Raw genomic sequence first — 19291 nt, 5'->3', positions numbered from 1 at the left:
TGATTTTAGTGATACAAAGTTACCACTATGGAAAACCAAAAACATTGATGTTTGTTAAGATCGGAAGCTGATTTCTTTAAACACTAATTGCACTAATGTATCACTAATAACACGAGAGTGTCATTGCGAGCAAAGCGAAGCAATCTCAATCAGTCTATACAATAATATTAAGGGAAAATCAAAAAAGTCCAGCCGTTCCGGCTGGACTTTTTTATTATTTTTTCAGATATAAATCAAAATAATCTGTGATTTTCTGCATCAGGTGAACCCTGTCTTTCCCGATTACATTATGCGGATGCCCCGGATAGGTAAAATAATCCAGCTGAACTCCGTTATCAACAGCAGACTTGATGAATTTGATAGAATGCTGCCATACTACCACATCATCCTGCGCTCCATGGATCATCAGTAATTTTCCTTTCAGGTTCTGAACTTTATCCAGAAGATTTGCTGCAGCATATCCCTGAGGATTTTCCTGCGGGGTATCCATATATCTTTCCCCATACATGATCTCGTACATGCTCCAGTCGATTACCGGTCCTCCTGCTACTCCTACTTTAAATACATCCGGCTTGCGAAGCATGAAACTTGTCGTCATAAATCCTCCGAAGCTCCACCCATGGATTCCCATTCTGTCTCCATCTACATAAGGAAGGGATTTTAAGTACTCTACTCCTTTCATCTGGTCATTCATTTCTGTAGTTCCCAGGTTTCTGAATACAGCCTGCTCAAACTTCATTCCACGGTTGGAAGAACCTCTTCCGTCCATTGTAAAGATAATGTATCCGTTCTGAGCCATATATTCATACCAAAGGTTTCCTGAAGCCGGGAAGCTGTTTGTGATCAGCTGTAAATGTGGTCCGTTGTACAGATAAACAATAGCCGGATATTTTTTATTGGGGTCAAAGTTTGTCGGAAGAATGATTTTTCCATACAAAAGAGTCCCGTCGTCTGCCTTTAATTCTACATTTTTGATTTCCGGTCTCTGATAATTCTTTAATGGATTTTCAGAAGTAAGGATGTTGGTAGTCTTTAAATTGGATGTATTGATAATATTGGCAACTCTGGGTGAATTGGCATTGCTGTAAGCATCATACAGGTAGTTCCCGTCACTGCTCAGAGTTCCGGTATGCATCCCTTCTGCACTGTCCAGTCTCTGCATCTTAAAATTTGTCCAGTTGATTCTGTATAAATGTCTTTCCAAAGGAGTCTCTTTTGTAGAGGTAAAATAAATTTCCTTTTTCTTTTCATTGAACCCTAAAATATCTGTTACCAGCCAGTCTCCTTTTGTAATTTGTGCTACCAATCCTTTTTCAAGACTGTAGTGGAACAGATGATTATATCCTGTTCTCTGGCTCTGCCAGATAAAATCTGTGTTGGAGTTCGGGAAGAAAGTAAGCGGATGCTGTGGTTCTACATATTTGCTGTCTGTTTCTTCAAACAGCGTTTTTACCAATTCTCCCGTAACAGCGTCATACTGGTTCATTTTCATATGGTTCTGACCTCTGTTCAGAACTCCTACAAAAATGTATTTTGAATCCGGACTCCAGGTAACGGCTGTCAGGTACTGATCTTTTTCCCCTTCAATTTTTAAAAAAGTAGTAGATTGTGTTTTAATATTGAAAACACCTAATGTTACCTGATGAGAAGTCTGCCCAGCCATCGGATATTTGATGTTGTGATTAACAGCAGGAGTTACAGACCAATCGATGATCGGGTAATCTGCTACCATGCTCTGATCCATCTTATAGAATGCTACACTCTCAGAATTGGGCGCAGGGAAAATTCCTGTATCAATTCCGAATTCATTTCTGTGAACTGCCTGGCCGCTGATGATATTTTCGTTGGTTTCATTAGTTACAGCAATCGTTTTTCCATTCTTGTTTATAAATAAATTATTCTTTACAGTGAAAGCAAAGGTCTGGTTATCACCAAACATTTTTACGTTGGCTGCATCCTGATCAATGACAGCTGTACTCTTTACTTTCCAGTCATTTCCGGATTTTTCGATCCATGACATTTTACCACCGACAGTAAAATAACCATTGGAATTCCCTGTAAATTTGATAGGAGGAACAGCTTTAAGCTTATCATTAGAAAGATTTTTGTTAAGCTGGCTCAACGACATAAGGGTATCCTGTTTATTGGTTTTCAGATTTGTAATCAGATAACCGCCTTTCACAGCCTGTATGTAAGACTTTCCGTCTGCAGCCCATGAAAACTGGGAGATATTTTTTACCGCAAGATTGGTTCTCATCCCGTTTACAGCCTCCGCCATGGTAAACTTCTGGGTCTGGGCAAATGCTGAACTGCCTAAAACCAGCATCAATAAAGAAAATTTATGTAATTTCATTGTATAAAATTGAATCCTCCAAAAATAAGAAATAAAAACCATTCGTTAAGAAACGTTAAATTAAAACATTCATAAAATGGAATTCATGCATCGAAAGAAATTATTTCTTAACTTAATAGTAGATTTTTTTAAAAGGGATTAAATAAGCAATTGTGAATAGTCAATCCGCTGCGCTTGTCAATTTTAAATTATTGGAAAGATAGTATTCACCATTCACTTGTAAAGCGAAATTGACGATTGACAAAAAAAGTTCATTTCTTATCCTATATCAATGACTTGTATAGGTACGCTATCCTAAATTTGCATCATTAATAACAAACAAAAAATATAAAATACAATGGCAACAAAATGGATTTTAGACCCTACGCATAGTGAAATTACTTTCAAAGTAAAACACATGATGATCTCTAACGTAAAAGGAAGTTTCAGAACTTTCACCGCTGAAATTGATTCTGAAGACGAATTCTTTGCAAATGCAAAAACTACAGCTACTATTCAGACGGATTCTGTATTTACAAACAATACGGACAGAGACAACCACTTAAAGTCAGCTGAGTTTTTCAACGCTGAGGTACATCCTACAATCACTTTTGAATCTCAGGCATTAAACAATACTGTTGTAGGTAATCTTACCATCAACGGAATTACAAAACCTGTAACGCTTGACGTAGATTTCGGAGGAATTAATGTAGACCCATGGGGAAATACAAAAGCAGGTTTCTCTTTTGAAGGAAAAATCAGCAGAAAAGACTTCGGGTTAAACTGGAATGCAGCTCTTGAAGCAGGAGGTGTAATGGTAAGTGATGATGTAAAAGTAGCTGGTGAATTACAGTTTGTAAAACAAGCATAATTAACAACATATAATATAAAAGGTTCAGGGATTTGTCTAAAAGCCTTGAACCTTTATTATTTTTATATCTCCAATATTATGAACCTCAATGATCTTCAAAACATAAGCGGCGGTTTTAAAAACACTCAGAGAATGCCTGTTTTATTTCTTGGACACGGTTCGCCTATGAATGCCATTGAAGAAAACCAATTTGTACAGGGATTCCGGAAAGCGGCTTCAGAAATTCCCAAACCGAATGCAATCCTTTGTATTTCTGCCCATTGGTATACAGACGGAACTTTTGTAACGGCTATGGATATGCCGAAAACCATCCACGATTTTTATGGTTTTCCAAAAGCACTTTTTGATGTACAGTATCCTGCTCCGGGAAGTCCTGAGCTGGCCAAGGAAACAGCAGAACTTCTTCTTCCTGCTGATGTAGAGGAAGACCACAGCTGGGGGCTGGATCATGGCGCATGGTCTGTAATCAAGCATATGTATCCTGATGCTGATATTCCTGTGATCCAGCTGAGCATCGATTATACAAAACCTCCGCAGTATCATTATGACCTTGCTAAAAAGCTTAATAAACTTCGTGAAAAAGGCATTCTGATCATCGGAAGCGGAAATATCGTTCATAATCTCCGTCTTATCGACTGGAAAAACATTAATACAGTAGGTGCCGGCTGGGATTGGGCAGTGGAGGCACGGGAGAAAACCAACAACTGGCTTCTTGACGGCAATTTTCAAAATATCATCGATTATCATAAACAGGGTACTTTCCTGCAATATGCCGTTCCTACTCCTGATCATTACCTTCCGTTGCTTTATACTTTAGGATTAAAAGATCAGTCTGAAGATCTTACTTTATTCAATGATGAGCTTATCGGAGGCTCACTGAGTATGACAAGTGTAAGGATTGGATAATATGAACATTAAATAAAAAAATACCCCAGCCGGGGTATTTCTTTTTTTATAAGACTATTTTTTATTGTACAGCTTTTAAAGCATTGATATTTCCGTAGCCGTAGCTTGAATTTACATTGGAATAATAGGTGGAAGCCTGTCTCATTTTAGTAAGTACCTGCTCTCTTGTCCATGACGGATTTTTAGCCCAAACCAATGCTGCAATTCCTGCTGTAGCTGCTGTAGCTACGGAAGAACCACCCACATAATCTGCTTGTCCGTTGTAATAGCTCAGAACGGGAACGGTGTTTCCTGAAGGTCTCTCCATCTGGAAGGTAAAATCGATCTGACTTCCTGAGTGGCAGACATTACACTTCTGATTGGACGTATTTTCCTTTACTCCTGTGATCGCCTGTGTTTCCGGCATGGATGCAGGAAAAATTACTCCGACAAAACTAGTGAAACTGGTAGAAGTTCCTCCCGCACAGAAAATCAGTTTTCCTTTTGAGTAGGCATATTTAACTCCATCTTCAATTTTTCCAACAGAGAAAATATGTCCCATCGACATAGAAATGATCTTCACATTGGTATTATTACCCAGTTCTGTGAAAGCCGTTTTTACAGCAGTCTGTTCACTGGAAGTTTCCAGGACAACATTTTCTGCTGCTCTGTAAGCAATCAGATTGGCATTGTAAGCGACCCCTACCGGTAATCCTGCATTATTTCTCGGAGCCGCCATTACGGAAGCCATTTTCGTTCCGTGTCCGCACTGATCTCCTGATCCGTCAGAATTATATACTCCATATTTACTGATCGTTCTGCCTGAAGAAGCTCCGTTGTTAAAGCTGCTGCCCAGTAAAGTCTGTTCCGGCGAAACTCCTGTATCAATAAGCCCGATGGTTACTCCAGCTCCAGTACTGTAGCTCCAGGCTTCAGGAATATTGTGTTTAGTAAAAGCCCATGGAATTTTTGCACTAGGCGTTGTAGAGGTATAATCTGCTGTATTTAATGTTGCGGAAGAAAAGCCACATCCTGAGGAACCACTTCCGGAAGACTTTGCGGCAGTATTATATTGAGCTTCAAATTCAAAATAATGATAGTCTGCCGGCTCTACATATCGGATCGTTTTCATTTGCCGGAGAGCAGTGATGGTTTCCTCGTTTTCAATGACAACATCCATCTGATTCAGATATTGATCTGAAAGGAGAAGAAAATTTCTTTCGTCTTTTCCTTCATATTTTCTGATCACAGAAAGGACTTCTTTCTCCATATCGCTGCTGTTTGGAGATTTACTTCTGTCAAAGTCGTCCTTTGAAGCTCCAAAACCGATTGATACCATTTTGTTTCCGCGGAAAACAGCACTCCATATCAAATGGTCAGATTCATTCTTCCAGTTGAAAGTACCATCTGTTTTTATAGCCTGATTGATCCTTTCATTGATCTGTTTTGCAGTCAAAGGATCTTTCTTAGCCATTTCTGTTTTTACATTTTCATTCTGAAGTTCTTCTCTGGAACACGAGTTTAAGGCAAAAAATATAGCCAGTAGGAATACAGTTTTTTTCATATGTTATAATTTTGGTTGGAGCCACAATATAACACTTTAACAGGAATTAAAGACTTAAAAAAAATGAATTTAGCATTACAGGAATATTAATTACAGTACTTTTTCGTAGCAGACACTCTGCTCAACGCCAATGTATTGCCCATAATTGGGTATTCTGCTAAACCCGCTTTTTTCGTATACTGAGATTGCATTTTTAAGATCCCTGGAAGTTTCCAGGACTGCTTTTTTAAAATTCAGTTCTGCAGCCCAGTTTTCAAGCTCTTTTACAACAGCAGAGCCCAGTCCTTTTTTTCTGAATTCCGGATGGGTAAACATTCTTTTAATTTCTACGGTATCTTCTGAAAGCGGTTTGAATGCACCGCAGGCTGCCGGAATATTATCAATATAGGCTACGATACAGTTTTTGATGGTATCAATTGTATTGAATTGAGCAAAGAACTCATCATTTTCACCATTATGTTCGGATAAAGCAGCATCAAGGGATTTTACAAGAGTTTGAAAATCTGTGTTGGCAGAATCTGTTCTGAGTATATACATTTTGTTGGGTTTAAAGATTAATGTGAATAGAATCAAAACTTAAGGTTTTGAAACCTATAAGGTTTAAAACCAGGCATTTATTAGAAAACAAAAAAGCTCCCTTTCGGAAGCCTTTGTTTTATTTATATTAGTTGACAATAAATTTTCTTTCGTTAATTAACTCAGCAATTGCGAGCATATCTTTTCCGATTAATCTGTCATCTTCAAGCTTAGCAACTTTAGAACGAAGAATCGCGAAGTTTTCTTCAATTATTTTAGAGCATTTGGATGGTCTTCTGAACTCAAGCCCCTGCGCTGCAAACATCAGCTCCACAGACAGAATGTTGACCAGATTTCCAAGTACCTGATTGAATTTTCTTCCCGAAATACTTCCCATAGAAACATGGTCTTCCTGACCTAAACTTGTTGGAATAGAGTCTGCTGATGCCGGGAAACACAATGTTTTATTTTCTGTAACCAACGCTGCAGAAGTATACTGAGGGATCATGAATCCGGAATTTAATCCTGAGCTTTCCGTTAATAATCTTGGAAGTCCATATTTTCCTTCCAATAGTAAATAACTTCTTCTGTCTGAAATATTCCCTAATTCTGCCGCGGCCAATGTAGCATAATCTAAAGGCAGCGCCATCAGCTGTCCGTGGAAGTTTCCTCCTGAAATAGATTCTTCAGCACTTAGAACAATCGGGTTATCTGTTACGGAGTTCAGTTCTGTTTCCGCCATACTTCTGAGGTGTTCAAAAGCATTTCTGCTTGCACCATGAACCTGTGGTACACATCTCATAGAATAAGGATCCTGAACTCTCTCACAATCTTCGTGAGCTTTCAGGTTTTCTGACCCTTTTAAGAATTTAAGCATTCTTGCGGCTACTTTTTTACTGCCTTCAAAAGGCCTGATCTCGTGAAGCTCTTTTTTGAAAGGGCTTGCAGAACCCCTGTACGCTTCAATACTCATGGCTGCAGTCATATCTGCAAGATCTAATAAGTATTCAAATTTTTCAAGTCCTTTGATCGCATGAGCAAGGATAAACTGAGTTCCGTTGATCAATCCCAATCCTTCTTTAGGTCCTAAAGCCAATGGTTCAAGGTCATGTTTCTTCAGAACCTCCATAGTATCGGACACCTGTTCTCCTTCCCAAACCTGTCCTAAACCAAGTAAAGGCAATACCAGATGAGCCAGCGGAGCAAGATCTCCCGAAGCTCCTACAGATCCCTGCTCAGGAACGACCGGAATGATATCTTTTTCCAGCATCAGGATCATCCTTTCAATAACTTCCAGGGAGACTCCTGAAAATCCTTTTGAAAGGGCATGAACCTTGGCAATCATCATAATTTTGGAAAGTTCTTTATCAATAGGCTTCCCAACGCCCACCGCATGAGAAATGATCAGGTTATATTGTAACTGAGCGGTCTCGTCAGCCGAAATTTTAGTATCACACAATGGCCCGAAACCTGTATTGATTCCATATACGCATCTGTCTGACTCTACTATTTTCTGTACGTTTTTCTGAGATTTTAAAATTTGTTCTTTTGCAGCCTTGTTCAGCTTTGCTTTATTAGGCTTTTTACATATTTCCAGAACATCATGGAATGTAAAAACATCTACCCCGTATATCATTTCTAAAAAATTTCCTTAAAATTACACATTTAACAATAATTGGAAAAGCTAAATTTCAATCTTCTATATTTTTATAAAACAAGCGAATTAATTTACTATTTTTAGCCCCGAAAATTAAAAACAATAATACATGAGACTGAAAACTCTACTTCTTGCTGTATGTGTAGCAAGCACAACTGCTTTCGCGCAGAAAGTAAAATATTCTAAAGAGGATATCAAAAAAATGGAAACTTACCTTTTTAATGAAGGTTTTAATACTCCATCTCCTAAGAAAACATCTACCATCATCCTAAAAGACGGAACTACCTACAAAGGTTTCTGTAACAAGATTGAAACCAAAAAAGGACAGATCTACGAAGTCGCTATTAAAGACAGTGTTACCAAAAAGAATGCTACTTTCAATGCGGAACAGATCAATGAGATGTATGTATATCCAAGCAATGCGGAGAAGATTGCAAAAGTGGCAAAATACATGGGGAATATCAGAAATTTCGGAACTAAGAAATTGACGAAAAACACCAATAATGACAGAATTTATTTTGTCAACCAGACTGTTTCTCTAAAGAACAAAAAAGATGATAAGGAATTCCTGATGCAGGTTATCAATCCAGGTTTTGATGACATTATTTCAGTATACCACGATCCCAGGGCTAAAGAAACTACAGGGTTTTCTGTAATGGGTTCTCCACAGCTTGGAGGCGGAGTGATCAAGTCCTATTATGTAAAAAAGGGCAACAAAGTGATGTGGCTGCATAAAGATGATTTTGAAGACAATTATGATTTTCTTTTTGGAGACAATGCCGAATTTATGAAAAAGTATCCTAAAAATTCTGTGGAATGGGATTACTTTAGCTTTCTTGTAAGTGAATATACTGCAATGGCAAACGGATAAAATACTTTGAACCATAAAATAAAACCTGTAGAGTCATCTGCAGGTTTTTCTTTTTTAAATAGGGAAAGTTTCCTTAATTTTGTTGTATGAATCCTTCTTTAGAACTACAGCTCAAAACCTTACCATCCGAACCCGGCGTTTATCGTTATTATGATAAAAATGAACAGCTATTGTATGTGGGGAAAGCTAAAAATCTGAAAAAGAGGGTTCTCTCTTATTTCAACAAAAACCTTTCCGGATACAGGATCAAAATAATGGTCAGCAAAATCCAGCGTCTGGAAACAACCATTGTAAACAGTGAATATGATGCCCTTTTACTGGAAAATAATCTGATCAAGGAGCACCAGCCGTTTTATAATGTCATGCTGAAAGATGACAAGACCTATCCATGGATCTGTATTAAAAATGAAGATTTTCCAAGAATTTTCCTGACCAGAAATGTAATTAAAGACGGATCCGAATATTACGGTCCGTATGCAAAGGTACGTCCTGCAAAGATTTTACTGGATACCATTAAGCATATTTACAAACTCAGAACCTGTAACCTGAATCTTTCTCCGGCCAAGATCGCAGAAGGAAAATATAAAGTGTGTCTGGAATATCATATCAAAAACTGTGAAGGCCCATGCGAAGATCTTGAAAGCAAAGAAGATTATGATGAAAAGATAGATGCCATCCGCGGAATTATTAAAGGAGATTTCCGGAAAGCCAAAGAGTATCTGGTGAATCAGATGATGAAGCTGGCTTCCAATCTTAAATTTGAAGAAGCCCAGATCATTAAGGAAAGGCTGGATATTCTTGAGGATTATCAGGCTAAAAACACTGTCGTAAACCCGAATATTGATGATGTGGATGTATTTGGAATGACCAGTGATGAAACAGCGGCCTATGTTAATTTCTTTAAAATCCGAAACGGAAATATCATTCAGAGTTTCACTACAGAAATAAAAAAAATCCTTGAAGAAACCGATGAGGATATTATGGAAGAAGCATTGATAGAAATCCGTCAGAAGTTTTCTTCCGATTCTAAAGAAGTTCTTTTACCTTTCCATTTATCTGTGGAAATTCCCAATGTAAAACTGATTGTTCCTAAAGTAGGAGATAAGAAAAGAATTGTAGAGCTTTCAGAAAAGAATGCTAAAGAATACCGTCTTGAAAAGCTGAAACAGGTTCAGATTGTAGACCCGGAAAGACATACCAACAGAATCATGGCCGAAATGCAGAAGCTTCTGAGAATGCCGGTAGAGCCAAGGCATATTGAAGGTTTTGATAACTCCAATATTCAGGGAACTAATCCTGTATCAGCATGTGTTGTTTTCAAAGACGGAAGACCAAGTAAAGCAGATTACCGGATTTTCCATCCGAAAACAGTGGAAGGACCTAATGACTTTGCAACAATGGAAGAGGTTATCTATCGCCGTTATAAAAGAATGCTTGATGAAGGTGAAAACCTTCCGCAGCTGATTCTGATAGACGGTGGAAAAGGACAGCTGTCTTCTGCAGTAAAAAGCCTGAGATTACTGGGGCTTTACGGAAAAATCACCATTGTAGGTATCGCCAAAAGACTGGAAGAGATTTTCTTCCCGGAAGATCCTATCCCGTTGTACCTGGATAAAAAATCTGAAACATTGAAAATCCTTCAGCGTGTACGTGATGAAGCTCACCGGTTCGGGGTAAAACATCACAGAACGAGAAGGAAAAACTCTACCATAAAATCTGAACTGGAAGAAATTCCTGGTGTGGGAGAAAAAACCATTGAACTGCTTCTGTCTAAACTGAAGTCTGTAAAACGCATCAAAGAAGCCAATCTGGAAACCCTTGAAGAAATTCTGGGGAAAAGTAAAGCTAAAGTAATCTGGGAGTTTTTTAATGCAAATTAATGAACAGCACAATGTTTTTAGTTAATTTTTCCACAAATAACGTATCTATTTTTATGTGATCTTATATTGATTCCCTATTTCATCAATATGAGACAAAAAACCTATACTTCTTTAAATACAAAGAAAATATAACAACAAAAAACATCAATTAATAAATATTTTACTTAAAAACAGTATTATATGTATTTTTTTCATAAATTAGTATTATCAACTAATAACAGTAATACTATGAAGATTCTTCTGTTTTTATAAATCTGTTAAATTTTTGTTACTATTGTGGATGACACTAACTTCTATATTCAGGAAGTAAGGTTTCCCCTATCAAAATTGAAAAACACATCAGCATATATATTATTAAAGGCTCTTTTTCAAGAGCCTTTATACTTATTGTTTAGAGTACTTTTATTATTTTGCTGCATACACTTCTTTAGCATATTTACCATCAGCCTGAGGAATATCAATCACGATATTTCCGTTTTCAAAGTAGCCTATGGTTGTAGTTCCGTCAGATAACTTTACAATGAAAACAGAATCCTTGGAAGTTGCCTTGAAAACAGCAAACGGCACTGAACTACCAGACTTTGCCAGAATAAACTGATTTGGATCAAGCTGTATTTTCTGCAATTCCAGCTTGCCATTCGAGTAATTGCTGGCTTCTGAATTTGAAGCAGATACAGCTGAAACAATTTCAGAAGATGTACGCTGAGCATTATTATCAGATGCCGGTAATAATGCAGCAGGATTAGAAACCGGGATTTTAATCATGGCTTCTCTTAATGCATCCTGCAGGCCTTCTTCAAACTCTTTGATTTTTGAGCCGCCCTTAGACTCTAAAATCATATTATTATTACAATCTTTAAACTGTACTATCAATTTATTTTTAAACAGATTTTTATCATTAATGATATCAGCAGTGACCACATTACAGAAATTACTTTTAGCTTCTGCAGGCCATCTATCTTTAATGACAGGCAGAATTATATACTTTTTCCCGGTCAAAGCCTTGGTGAAAAAGTTTTTCAACCCATAATCCTCCTTAAATGTTTCAAATTTTTCGGGAATAGCTACATATTTATAATCTGAAACCTTTTGTGCAAAAGCCATTGTAGAACATACGGCTAACACTACCATTGATAACTTTTTCATTTTAATTATTTTAATCATTTCTGAATGCTCCCATATCCAGCTTTAATGAGAAGAAATTGGAATAGAAGTTAGATCCGCCTATGCCAGAATTCGTAATCGCATAATCCAGTGTAAGCCCTCTGTACCTGATTCCAAGGCCTGCACTTGGCTGGAAAGAAACCTTTCTTTTAAGATCTTCTATATCTGTAATGGATTGGAATCTGTTGATCCCCAATCTCACAAAAATCATTTTCTGATATCCTAATTCAGCTCCTGCATAAGGGCTGATACTTGCAAAATCTGTTGAAATCAATGAAGCCGTTTTGGCAAAGTCTACATTCAGTCCGGCTTCCGGAAGTACATATACACTGCTGTTGATTTCAAATAATTTACTGGCACCCACATTCAACTTAGGCATGGTAAGTTCCATTTTATCTTTTGGCGCCGGGTTGAATTCTTCTCCATTGACAACCGTTGAAAGTTCTTTTTGATTCACACTCCAGAAGTTTACAGTTGTAGTGATATCTCTCACCATTCCCCCGAATTTCCATCCGTTATCTGCCTTGTAAATTGCTCCCACATCGAAACCAAAACCATAACCATTGGCAAATTTCCCTACATTTCTATAAACAATTTTTGCGTTTACCCCAACATCTAATTTTGGATTTCCGCCCGGTCTGAAAGCATAGGAAAGAATAGCTGCATAATCGGATTGGGAGAATTTTGTAATTTTATCATAATCAATATTCCCTTCAGAATCAATCATCTGGGTTGTATTCAAAATATTATCTACCCCAAGTCTTACAACCGAAACCCCAAAAACACCTTCTTCCAGCACCTTTGCATAAGCCAGATAATCATATTTTGCAATGGATTCAAAGTATTCCGCGTGCATTGCAGCACCCTGCCAGTCTCTTTCCACAGACATCAAACCTGCCGGGTTCCACATGGGAGCGTACACATCATCCTGATTGGAAATGACGGCTCCTCCCATTGCAAGTCCTCTTGCTCCGGCTCCGATATTTAAAAATTCATTGGAATATTTTCTGATAATCTGAGATTGAGAGAGCCCAAACAGCAGTGAAAATGCAAATAAAAAATATTTTTTCATCATATAAATTTGATGCTTAGTTTAAGTTTTTAGTTTTTCTGGCTTTAATTAATCCATTTGCAATGATTGCCAGTATCATAACACCTGAAGCTATATAAAATATGGGGCTCATATGTTCTGATTCCCCAAAGATAAAAAAAGCTAGTATAATTCCGTAGACAGGTTCCAAATTAACTGTTAAAATTAAAGTAAAAGGTGATATATACTTCATTAATTTTACTGACTCAAGCATTGGAAAAGCAGTAAAAACACTGGCTAACAAGCATATTAACGCCAAATCCCTGTAATTTATTTCATTTATCTGAAAAATTTGCCCCGAAAGCAAATAAAATAGCATCAAAATAAACCAACCACAGAAAATTTCATAAAAAATAATGTTTCCTGAGCTTGTTTTTCCAAACATTTTTCCGTTAAAAACAGAAAAAATGGTCCCGAATACTGCACAGAGAATTCCGTAAATAATCCCTTCTTTAAAATGAAATTCCGTTTTGAAGATGAGTAAAATACAAGCCACGATAACTGCTCCCATCACCACCTCAGAGATATCAATTTTCCTTTTGAAAATAATGGGCTCCAGAACCGAGGCAAAGAGTGTAGATAAAGAAAGGCAGCTCAGTGCAATAGAGACATTGGAAACTTTAATAGAATAAAAGAAACAATACCAGTGCAGCGCCATCGCAAAACCTATGGCAGCCAGCTGAAAAAATATTTTTTTTGAAACCTTTATACTTTCCTTCTTAAAAACACGGATGAATACAAAAAGAAAAACAGAGGCAAAAAGCATTCTGTAAAATACAAGGATCTGAGCATTGGCATGAATCAATTTTCCTAAAATTGCAGTGAACCCCCATAAAAAAACTATTAAATGCAGCCTGAAAAGTGCCAATTTATGCATACCCTATCTTCTTTTATTTTTAAGATGCAAATTTACAAATAGGCTTTCACAAATCTTATAAAAATTTCACTTCATTCTATAAGCTGTTATCAATTTTGTAATTGAGGTCATTTTATGTAATTTAAATTGGAGCATATATGCATATTATATTATTTTGCAGACTGTTTTCAGCATATTGTATTTTCATAGCCAAAAACAAAAAACCCTGAAAATTTGTTGAACTTTCAGGGCCTTCAAATAATAAACTATTAAAAAAATAAACTAGGAACTTAGAGTATTACAGGGACATTATCCCTCATTACTCTGACGTAAAGTTAGAAAAAACATAGCATAAAAAAAAGTATTTTTCTGTTAAATATTTCATAATTTAAAACACTAATAGACAAGCAATTATGACCATCTTAAAAAAAACTATTTTACCATTATTTTTCATCTTTTTTTCTTATTTTAAAAGCAATACCTTACCCGCAGCCGACTACCATCTTTTTATAGAAAATAAAGGGCAACTTACCGGAACAGGAGCCGATAAAATAAAATATTATTACAAAAATAAGTCTATCAATATTTATTTAATGAATAATAAAATCACTTACCAGCTTACTGATGGTAAGTTTAAAAGTCATCGAATAGATATTCAGCTAAAAAATTCAAATAAATTATCCTCAGTAAGTACTGAAGAAAAAAACGAAAGTCCGTTTTTCTTTTACAGTGATCATGAGAAACTTGAAACTTTTGGATATAAAAAAATAATATTTAAAGAAGTTTATAAAAATATAGACTGGATCGTCTACATCAATGAAAATCATATCAAGTATGATTTTGTTGTAAAGCCTGGCGGTAACCCTTCAGAGATTCAGCTGGAAGTAGATAACGCAAAAAAAATTTCCCTTTCAAAGGATGGGAGTCTTTCTTTAAATACCAAGCTTGGAAAGATTACAGAAAAAAAACCGGTTAGTTTTCAACAGTCAAAAGAAATCAGTACAAGCTTTAAGCTCAATAGAAATATTGTTAGTTTTTCAGTGGATGAATATGATAAAAGTAAAGGCCTTGTCATAGATCCAAGTGTTGCCTGGAGTACTTATTACGGGGGCAGTTCCGATGATATTTTTTATAAAACCCTCCTTGATCAGCAAGGGAACTTATATGCTCTTGGTAAGAGTTCCTCTACAGGAATGGCCTCAGGGGGCTTTCAGAATACTTTAGGAGGGCAGACTGATGGACTAATCGTTAAATTCAATCCCGCTGGACAAAGATTATGGTCTACTTATTTCGGGGGAAGCGGTAACGAAAATTTTATAGGAGCAGCTATTGACAGTAATAATAACCTGATCGCTTCAGGCTGGACCTCTTCTTCATCCAATATAGCCTATCAGGGGCATCAAAGTTTTTTTGGAGGTGGAGCTGTTGATGCTCTTATTGCTAAATTTGATCCGGATGGAAACAGGATCTGGAGTTCTTATTATGGGGGTACAAATATGGATTATGGATGGCATTGTGCAGTGGATTCCAATAACAATATTTATTTATCCGGATATACATTTTCTACAACCAATATTGCGAATGCCGGCCATCAGAACACATTGGGAGGAAGCAGTGACGGTTTCCTTGTTAAATTCAACAGCAATGGGATAAGACAATGGGGAACCTATTATGGAGGTAATGAATCTGATGAAGCTGAGGCCTGCGCAGTAGATGAGAACGATAATGTTTATATAGCTGGTGTTACCCGCTCCACAACCAATATCGCTACTTCAGGAACCCATAAACCTGTTTTTTCGGATACTCAGGATGCTATGCTGGTGAAATTCAATTCCAATGGAGTAAGACTATGGGGTACCTATTTCGGGGGAGATTCTATGGAATATTTTAACAATATTAAAATCCGCAATAATGAAATTTACGCTGTAGGTGCCACTTATTCAAACAATAATATTTCCTACAACGGCTTTCAAAGTACATATGGTGGAAATATTGATGCTATGCTGGTCAAATTCAGTTCAGACGGAGCTCGCATAATGAGTACTTATTATGGTGGTGAACAAGCAGATGTCGGCAACGATCTTACTTTCGGAAGCAACGGGGAGATTTATCTTTTGGGTCAGACAAGCTCTACTACAGGAATTGCTTATCAGGGGTATGATAACACATTTAATGGTGGCTATGCTGATGCTTTTGTAGCAAAATTCAATGGAAACAACAGAGAATGGGCAACTTATTTCGGAGGGACCAGTAATGACCAACCCTATTCTATTTCTGTAGATGCCCAGAAGAATATCTATTTTGCAGGTTATACAAGTTCTACCAGTGGTATTGCATTTAATGGATTTTCCAACACGTATGGAGGAGGAAGTTTTGATGCCTTTCTTACCAAACTTGCAGACAATACACTTGGCATCTCAGAATCAAACCATACTGAGGCACGAATATATCCTAATCCTGTTGCAGATGATTTACATTTAAGTTTTAATAAAAAAATACTTGAAGTATCCGTCTATTCAATGGAAGGAAATAAAACATTCTTCAAAAACATAAATACGAGTCATACTAAAATTAATATGAGTAATTTAGCGAAAGGCTATTATATTGTTGAAATACTGTTAGAAGACAACAGTAAAGCAGTCAGAAAAGTATTAAAAAAATAAATCTAAATAAGTATATGGACATTGAATTCAATAAACGTGAAGATCAGAACAGACTAAAATTATCTGAAATAAATCGCTTACTTACTGAGATCAAAAAAGGAGGTGGTGAGAAGAGGCTTCAAAAGCTTCGTGATGAAGGAAAAATGACAGCAAGAGAAAGAATAGATTATCTTCTCGATAAAGATTCTGATTCCATAGAAGTAGGAGCATTTGCGGGATATGACATGTATAAGGAGCACGGGGGATGCCCTAGCGGAGGAGTTGTAGTAGTTATCGGCTACGTTTCCGGAAGACAATGTATTATTGTTGCTAATGATGCTTCTGTGAAGGCTGGCGCATGGTTTCCTATCACCGGAAAGAAAAACCTGAGAGCCCAGGAAATTGCCATGGAAAACAGGCTTCCCATTATTTACCTGGTAGACTCTGCAGGGGTTTATCTTCCTATGCAGGATGAAATTTTCCCGGATAAAGAACATTTCGGAAGAATCTTCAGAAATAATGCTAAAATGAGTTCCATGGGAATCATCCAGATCTCTGCCGTTATGGGAAGTTGTGTGGCTGGAGGTGCTTACCTTCCCATTATGAGCGACGAGGCTATGATTGTAGATAAAACGGGTTCTATTTTCCTTGCCGGAAGTTATCTTGTAAAGGCTGCTATCGGGGAAAGTATAGATAACGAAACATTGGGTGGTGCTACCACTCACTGCTCTATTTCAGGCGTTACCGATTATAAAGCGAAAGACGACAAAGATGCTTTGAACAGAATCAAAAATATCATGAAATCTATCGGAACAACTGAGAAAGCCGGTTTCGACAGAATAGAAAGCTTTCCGCCAAAAGAAAATCCTGAAAACATCTTTGGGATCATGCCGGTATCCAGAGCTGAACAATATGACACCTACGAAATTATCAAATGCATTGTGGATAACTCTGAATATGAGGAATACAAGCCTGATTATGGCAAAAGCATTATCTGTGCAACAGCAAGAGTTGACGGCTGGTCTGTAGGAATTGTAGCCAATCAGAGAAAACTGGTAAAAAGCGGTAAGGGTGAAATGCAGTTCGGGGGAGTAATCTATTCTGATTCTGCCGATAAAGCTACAAGATTTATTGCCAACTGTAACCAAAGGAAGATCCCTTTAATCTTCTTACAGGATGTTACCGGATTTATGGTAGGTTCCAAGTCAGAACATGGTGGAATCATCAAAGACGGTGCTAAAATGGTAAATGCAGTTTCCAATTCCGTAGTTCCTAAGTTTACCATTATTACCGGGAATTCTTATGGAGCAGGTAATTACGCAATGTGCGGAAAAGCTTATGACCCGAGATTAATTGTGGCATGGCCTTGGGCTGATCTCGCAGTAATGGGTGGAGCGCAAGCCGCAAAGGTGTTAGCCCAGATTCAGGAATCAACGTTAAAGAAACAAGGAAAAGAAATTTCAGAAGAAGAGCACAACGAAATTCTGGATACTATCTCAAAGAAATATCAGAAACAAACCGAGGCTACCTATGCAGCGGCAAGATTATGGACAGATGCTATTATCAATCCGGCGGATACAAGAAAATGGATTTCTATGGGAATTGAAGCAGCAAACCATTCTCCTATTACAGAAAAATTCAATCTGGGAGTAATTCAGGTCTGATAAAACAATAACAAAATAAAAATACGGCTATCTCAGTTTGAGATAGCCGTATTTTTTTATACTTAAAACCAGTTTTATTCCTAGGAGCTTTTTCCCGCTATCCATTCCTACTCCTCGCGCCTGCGCTGCCACCCTGAGCGAAGCCGAAGGGTCTGAGCGCTTGCTGCGGGGTAACCATTGCTATCGGGGCTATGATGATGAATGGATGATGAATGATAAGTTATTAATGATCGGAACCGGGGTTCGGGATACGGGTTCCGGGGTATGTGCTTCTGAGATTTAAGCCATACCATAAATTGTAAAGTTGTAAACCGTGGGTTATAATGCTTCTGTTTCAATGGTCTTAATCCTGTTCCAATAATGTCATTCCGCAGGAATCCAGACTTAGTTATCAGAGCTTCAGGGTCCCAGAGTTGAGTGGTTATAAAGGCTTTGGATGGTTAAGATTTATAATGAACTATAATTTCAAATGTAAAATGCATTGTTTAGACTCCTGCGGAGTGACAACGTGGAGGGAATGATAAACGGTAATAGTGACAGCAGTACATCATTTACTGATAAGAGATCAATGATGAATGATGTTACAAGGTTCGGGATACGGGTTCTGTGGTATGTACGTGCTTCTGGGATTTAAGCCATACCATAAATTATAAAGTTGTAAACCGTGGGTTATAATGCTTCTGTCTCAATGGTCTTAATCCTGTTCCAATAATGTCATTCCGCAGGAATCCAGGCTTAGTTATCAGAGCTTCAGGGTCCCAGAGTTGAGTGGTCAAAGGCTCTGAATGCTTAAGATTTATAATGAACTATAATTTCAAATGTAAAATGGCTTGTTTAGACTCCTGCGGAGTGACGAAAGGAGGGAATGATAAACGGTAATAGTGACAGCAGTACATCATTTACTGATAAGAGATCAATGATGAATGATGTTACAAGACTCGGGATACGGGTTCCGTGGTATGGATTTCTGGGGTTTGGGATGGAACTAATAAAGAGTTATGCACTGTGAGTTATAAATACCCTCTGTCTCAATGGTCTTAATCTTGTTCCAGTTGTGTCATTCCGCAGGAATCCAGACTTAGCTATCAGAGCTTCAGGGTCCCAGAGTTGAGTGGTCAAAGGCTCTGAATGCTTAAGATTTATAATGAACTATAATTTCAAATGTAAATGCATTGTTTAGACTCCTGCGGAGTGACAACGTGGAGGGAATGATAAACGGTAATAGTGACAGCAGTACATCATTACTGATAAGAGATCAATGATGAATGATGTTACAAGACTCGGGATACGGGTTCCGGG

13 protein-coding genes are annotated in these 19291 nt (G+C 37.5%); 6 read left to right on the top strand and 7 right to left on the bottom strand.

Going from position 1 to position 19291, the window contains the following annotated elements:
* Positions 1-214: 214 nt before the first annotated feature.
* Positions 215-2353: a S9 family peptidase gene (locus tag ACR1PO_RS14255; RefSeq protein WP_433987183.1), complete on the bottom strand. Its 2139-nt coding sequence runs from the start codon at positions 2351-2353 to the stop codon at positions 215-217.
* A 337-nt stretch (positions 2354-2690) separates the two neighbouring features.
* Between ACR1PO_RS14255 and ACR1PO_RS14250 the strand changes: the two genes are divergently transcribed.
* Together ACR1PO_RS14250 and ygiD are read left to right on the top strand one after the other, a co-directional pair.
* Entirely contained in the window at positions 2691-3203 is a 513-nt protein-coding gene (locus tag ACR1PO_RS14250; RefSeq protein ID WP_002983653.1) for a YceI family protein, read from the top strand.
* Between the two features lie 78 nt (positions 3204-3281).
* Positions 3282-4109: a 4,5-DOPA-extradiol-dioxygenase gene (ygiD, locus tag ACR1PO_RS14245; protein ID WP_433987182.1), complete on the top strand. Its 828-nt coding sequence runs from the start codon at positions 3282-3284 to the stop codon at positions 4107-4109.
* A 61-nt stretch (positions 4110-4170) separates the two neighbouring features.
* On the opposite strand, the gene ACR1PO_RS14240 is transcribed toward ygiD, so the two are convergent.
* The 3 genes from ACR1PO_RS14240 to hutH form a co-directional block, all read right to left on the bottom strand.
* The gene (locus tag ACR1PO_RS14240; RefSeq protein ID WP_332388098.1) at positions 4171-5652 is read right to left on the bottom strand and encodes a S8 family peptidase; all 1482 of its coding nucleotides are present in this window, start codon (positions 5650-5652) and stop codon (positions 4171-4173) included.
* Between the two features lie 90 nt (positions 5653-5742).
* On the bottom strand, positions 5743-6189 hold the full coding sequence (locus tag ACR1PO_RS14235; RefSeq protein WP_433987181.1) for a GNAT family N-acetyltransferase: 447 nt from the start codon (positions 6187-6189) through the stop codon (positions 5743-5745).
* A 127-nt stretch (positions 6190-6316) separates the two neighbouring features.
* Complete coding sequence (hutH, locus tag ACR1PO_RS14230) at positions 6317-7804, bottom strand: histidine ammonia-lyase (RefSeq protein ID WP_433987180.1); 1488 nt, start codon at positions 7802-7804, stop codon at positions 6317-6319.
* Positions 7805-7934: 130 nt separating this feature from the next.
* Between hutH and ACR1PO_RS14225 the strand changes: the two genes are divergently transcribed.
* A complete protein-coding gene (locus ACR1PO_RS14225) occupies positions 7935-8696 on the top strand; it encodes a hypothetical protein (protein WP_332388100.1) in 762 nt (253 codons plus the stop codon).
* 86 nt (positions 8697-8782) lie between these two features.
* Positions 8783-10576 (top strand): excinuclease ABC subunit UvrC, encoded by a 1794-nt coding sequence (gene uvrC, locus ACR1PO_RS14220; RefSeq protein WP_131437717.1) that lies wholly within the window; start codon positions 8783-8785, stop codon positions 10574-10576.
* Positions 10577-10981: 405 nt separating this feature from the next.
* On the opposite strand, the gene ACR1PO_RS14215 is transcribed toward uvrC, so the two are convergent.
* The 3 genes from ACR1PO_RS14215 to ACR1PO_RS14205 are packed head-to-tail and all read right to left on the bottom strand — an operon-like array spanning position 10982 to position 13707.
* Positions 10982-11722 carry a hypothetical protein gene (locus ACR1PO_RS14215; protein ID WP_332388101.1) on the bottom strand — a complete coding sequence of 247 codons (741 nt, stop codon included), beginning with the start codon at positions 11720-11722 and terminating at the stop codon, positions 10982-10984.
* Between the two features lie 10 nt (positions 11723-11732).
* Positions 11733-12815, bottom strand: a complete 1083-nt coding sequence (locus tag ACR1PO_RS14210) for a putative type IX sorting system protein PorV2 (RefSeq protein WP_002983666.1) — start codon at positions 12813-12815, stop codon at positions 11733-11735.
* A gap of 13 nt (positions 12816-12828) precedes the next feature.
* The gene (locus tag ACR1PO_RS14205; RefSeq protein ID WP_433987179.1) at positions 12829-13707 is read right to left on the bottom strand and encodes a DMT family transporter; all 879 of its coding nucleotides are present in this window, start codon (positions 13705-13707) and stop codon (positions 12829-12831) included.
* Between the two features lie 392 nt (positions 13708-14099).
* Between ACR1PO_RS14205 and ACR1PO_RS14200 the strand changes: the two genes are divergently transcribed.
* Both ACR1PO_RS14200 and ACR1PO_RS14195 read left to right on the top strand, forming a co-directional pair.
* A complete protein-coding gene (locus tag ACR1PO_RS14200; protein WP_433987178.1) occupies positions 14100-16349 on the top strand; it encodes a DUF7948 domain-containing protein in 2250 nt (749 codons plus the stop codon).
* 14 nt (positions 16350-16363) lie between these two features.
* Complete coding sequence (locus tag ACR1PO_RS14195) at positions 16364-17992, top strand: acyl-CoA carboxylase subunit beta (RefSeq protein WP_142724286.1); 1629 nt, start codon at positions 16364-16366, stop codon at positions 17990-17992.
* Positions 17993-19291: the final 1299 nt, after the last annotated feature.

Source organism: Chryseobacterium amylolyticum, assembly GCF_051011775.1.
Lineage (GTDB): Bacteria > Bacteroidota > Bacteroidia > Flavobacteriales > Weeksellaceae > Chryseobacterium.
Note: the sequence above shows the minus strand (reverse complement) of the source record. Positions and strands in the feature narration are given on the sequence as shown.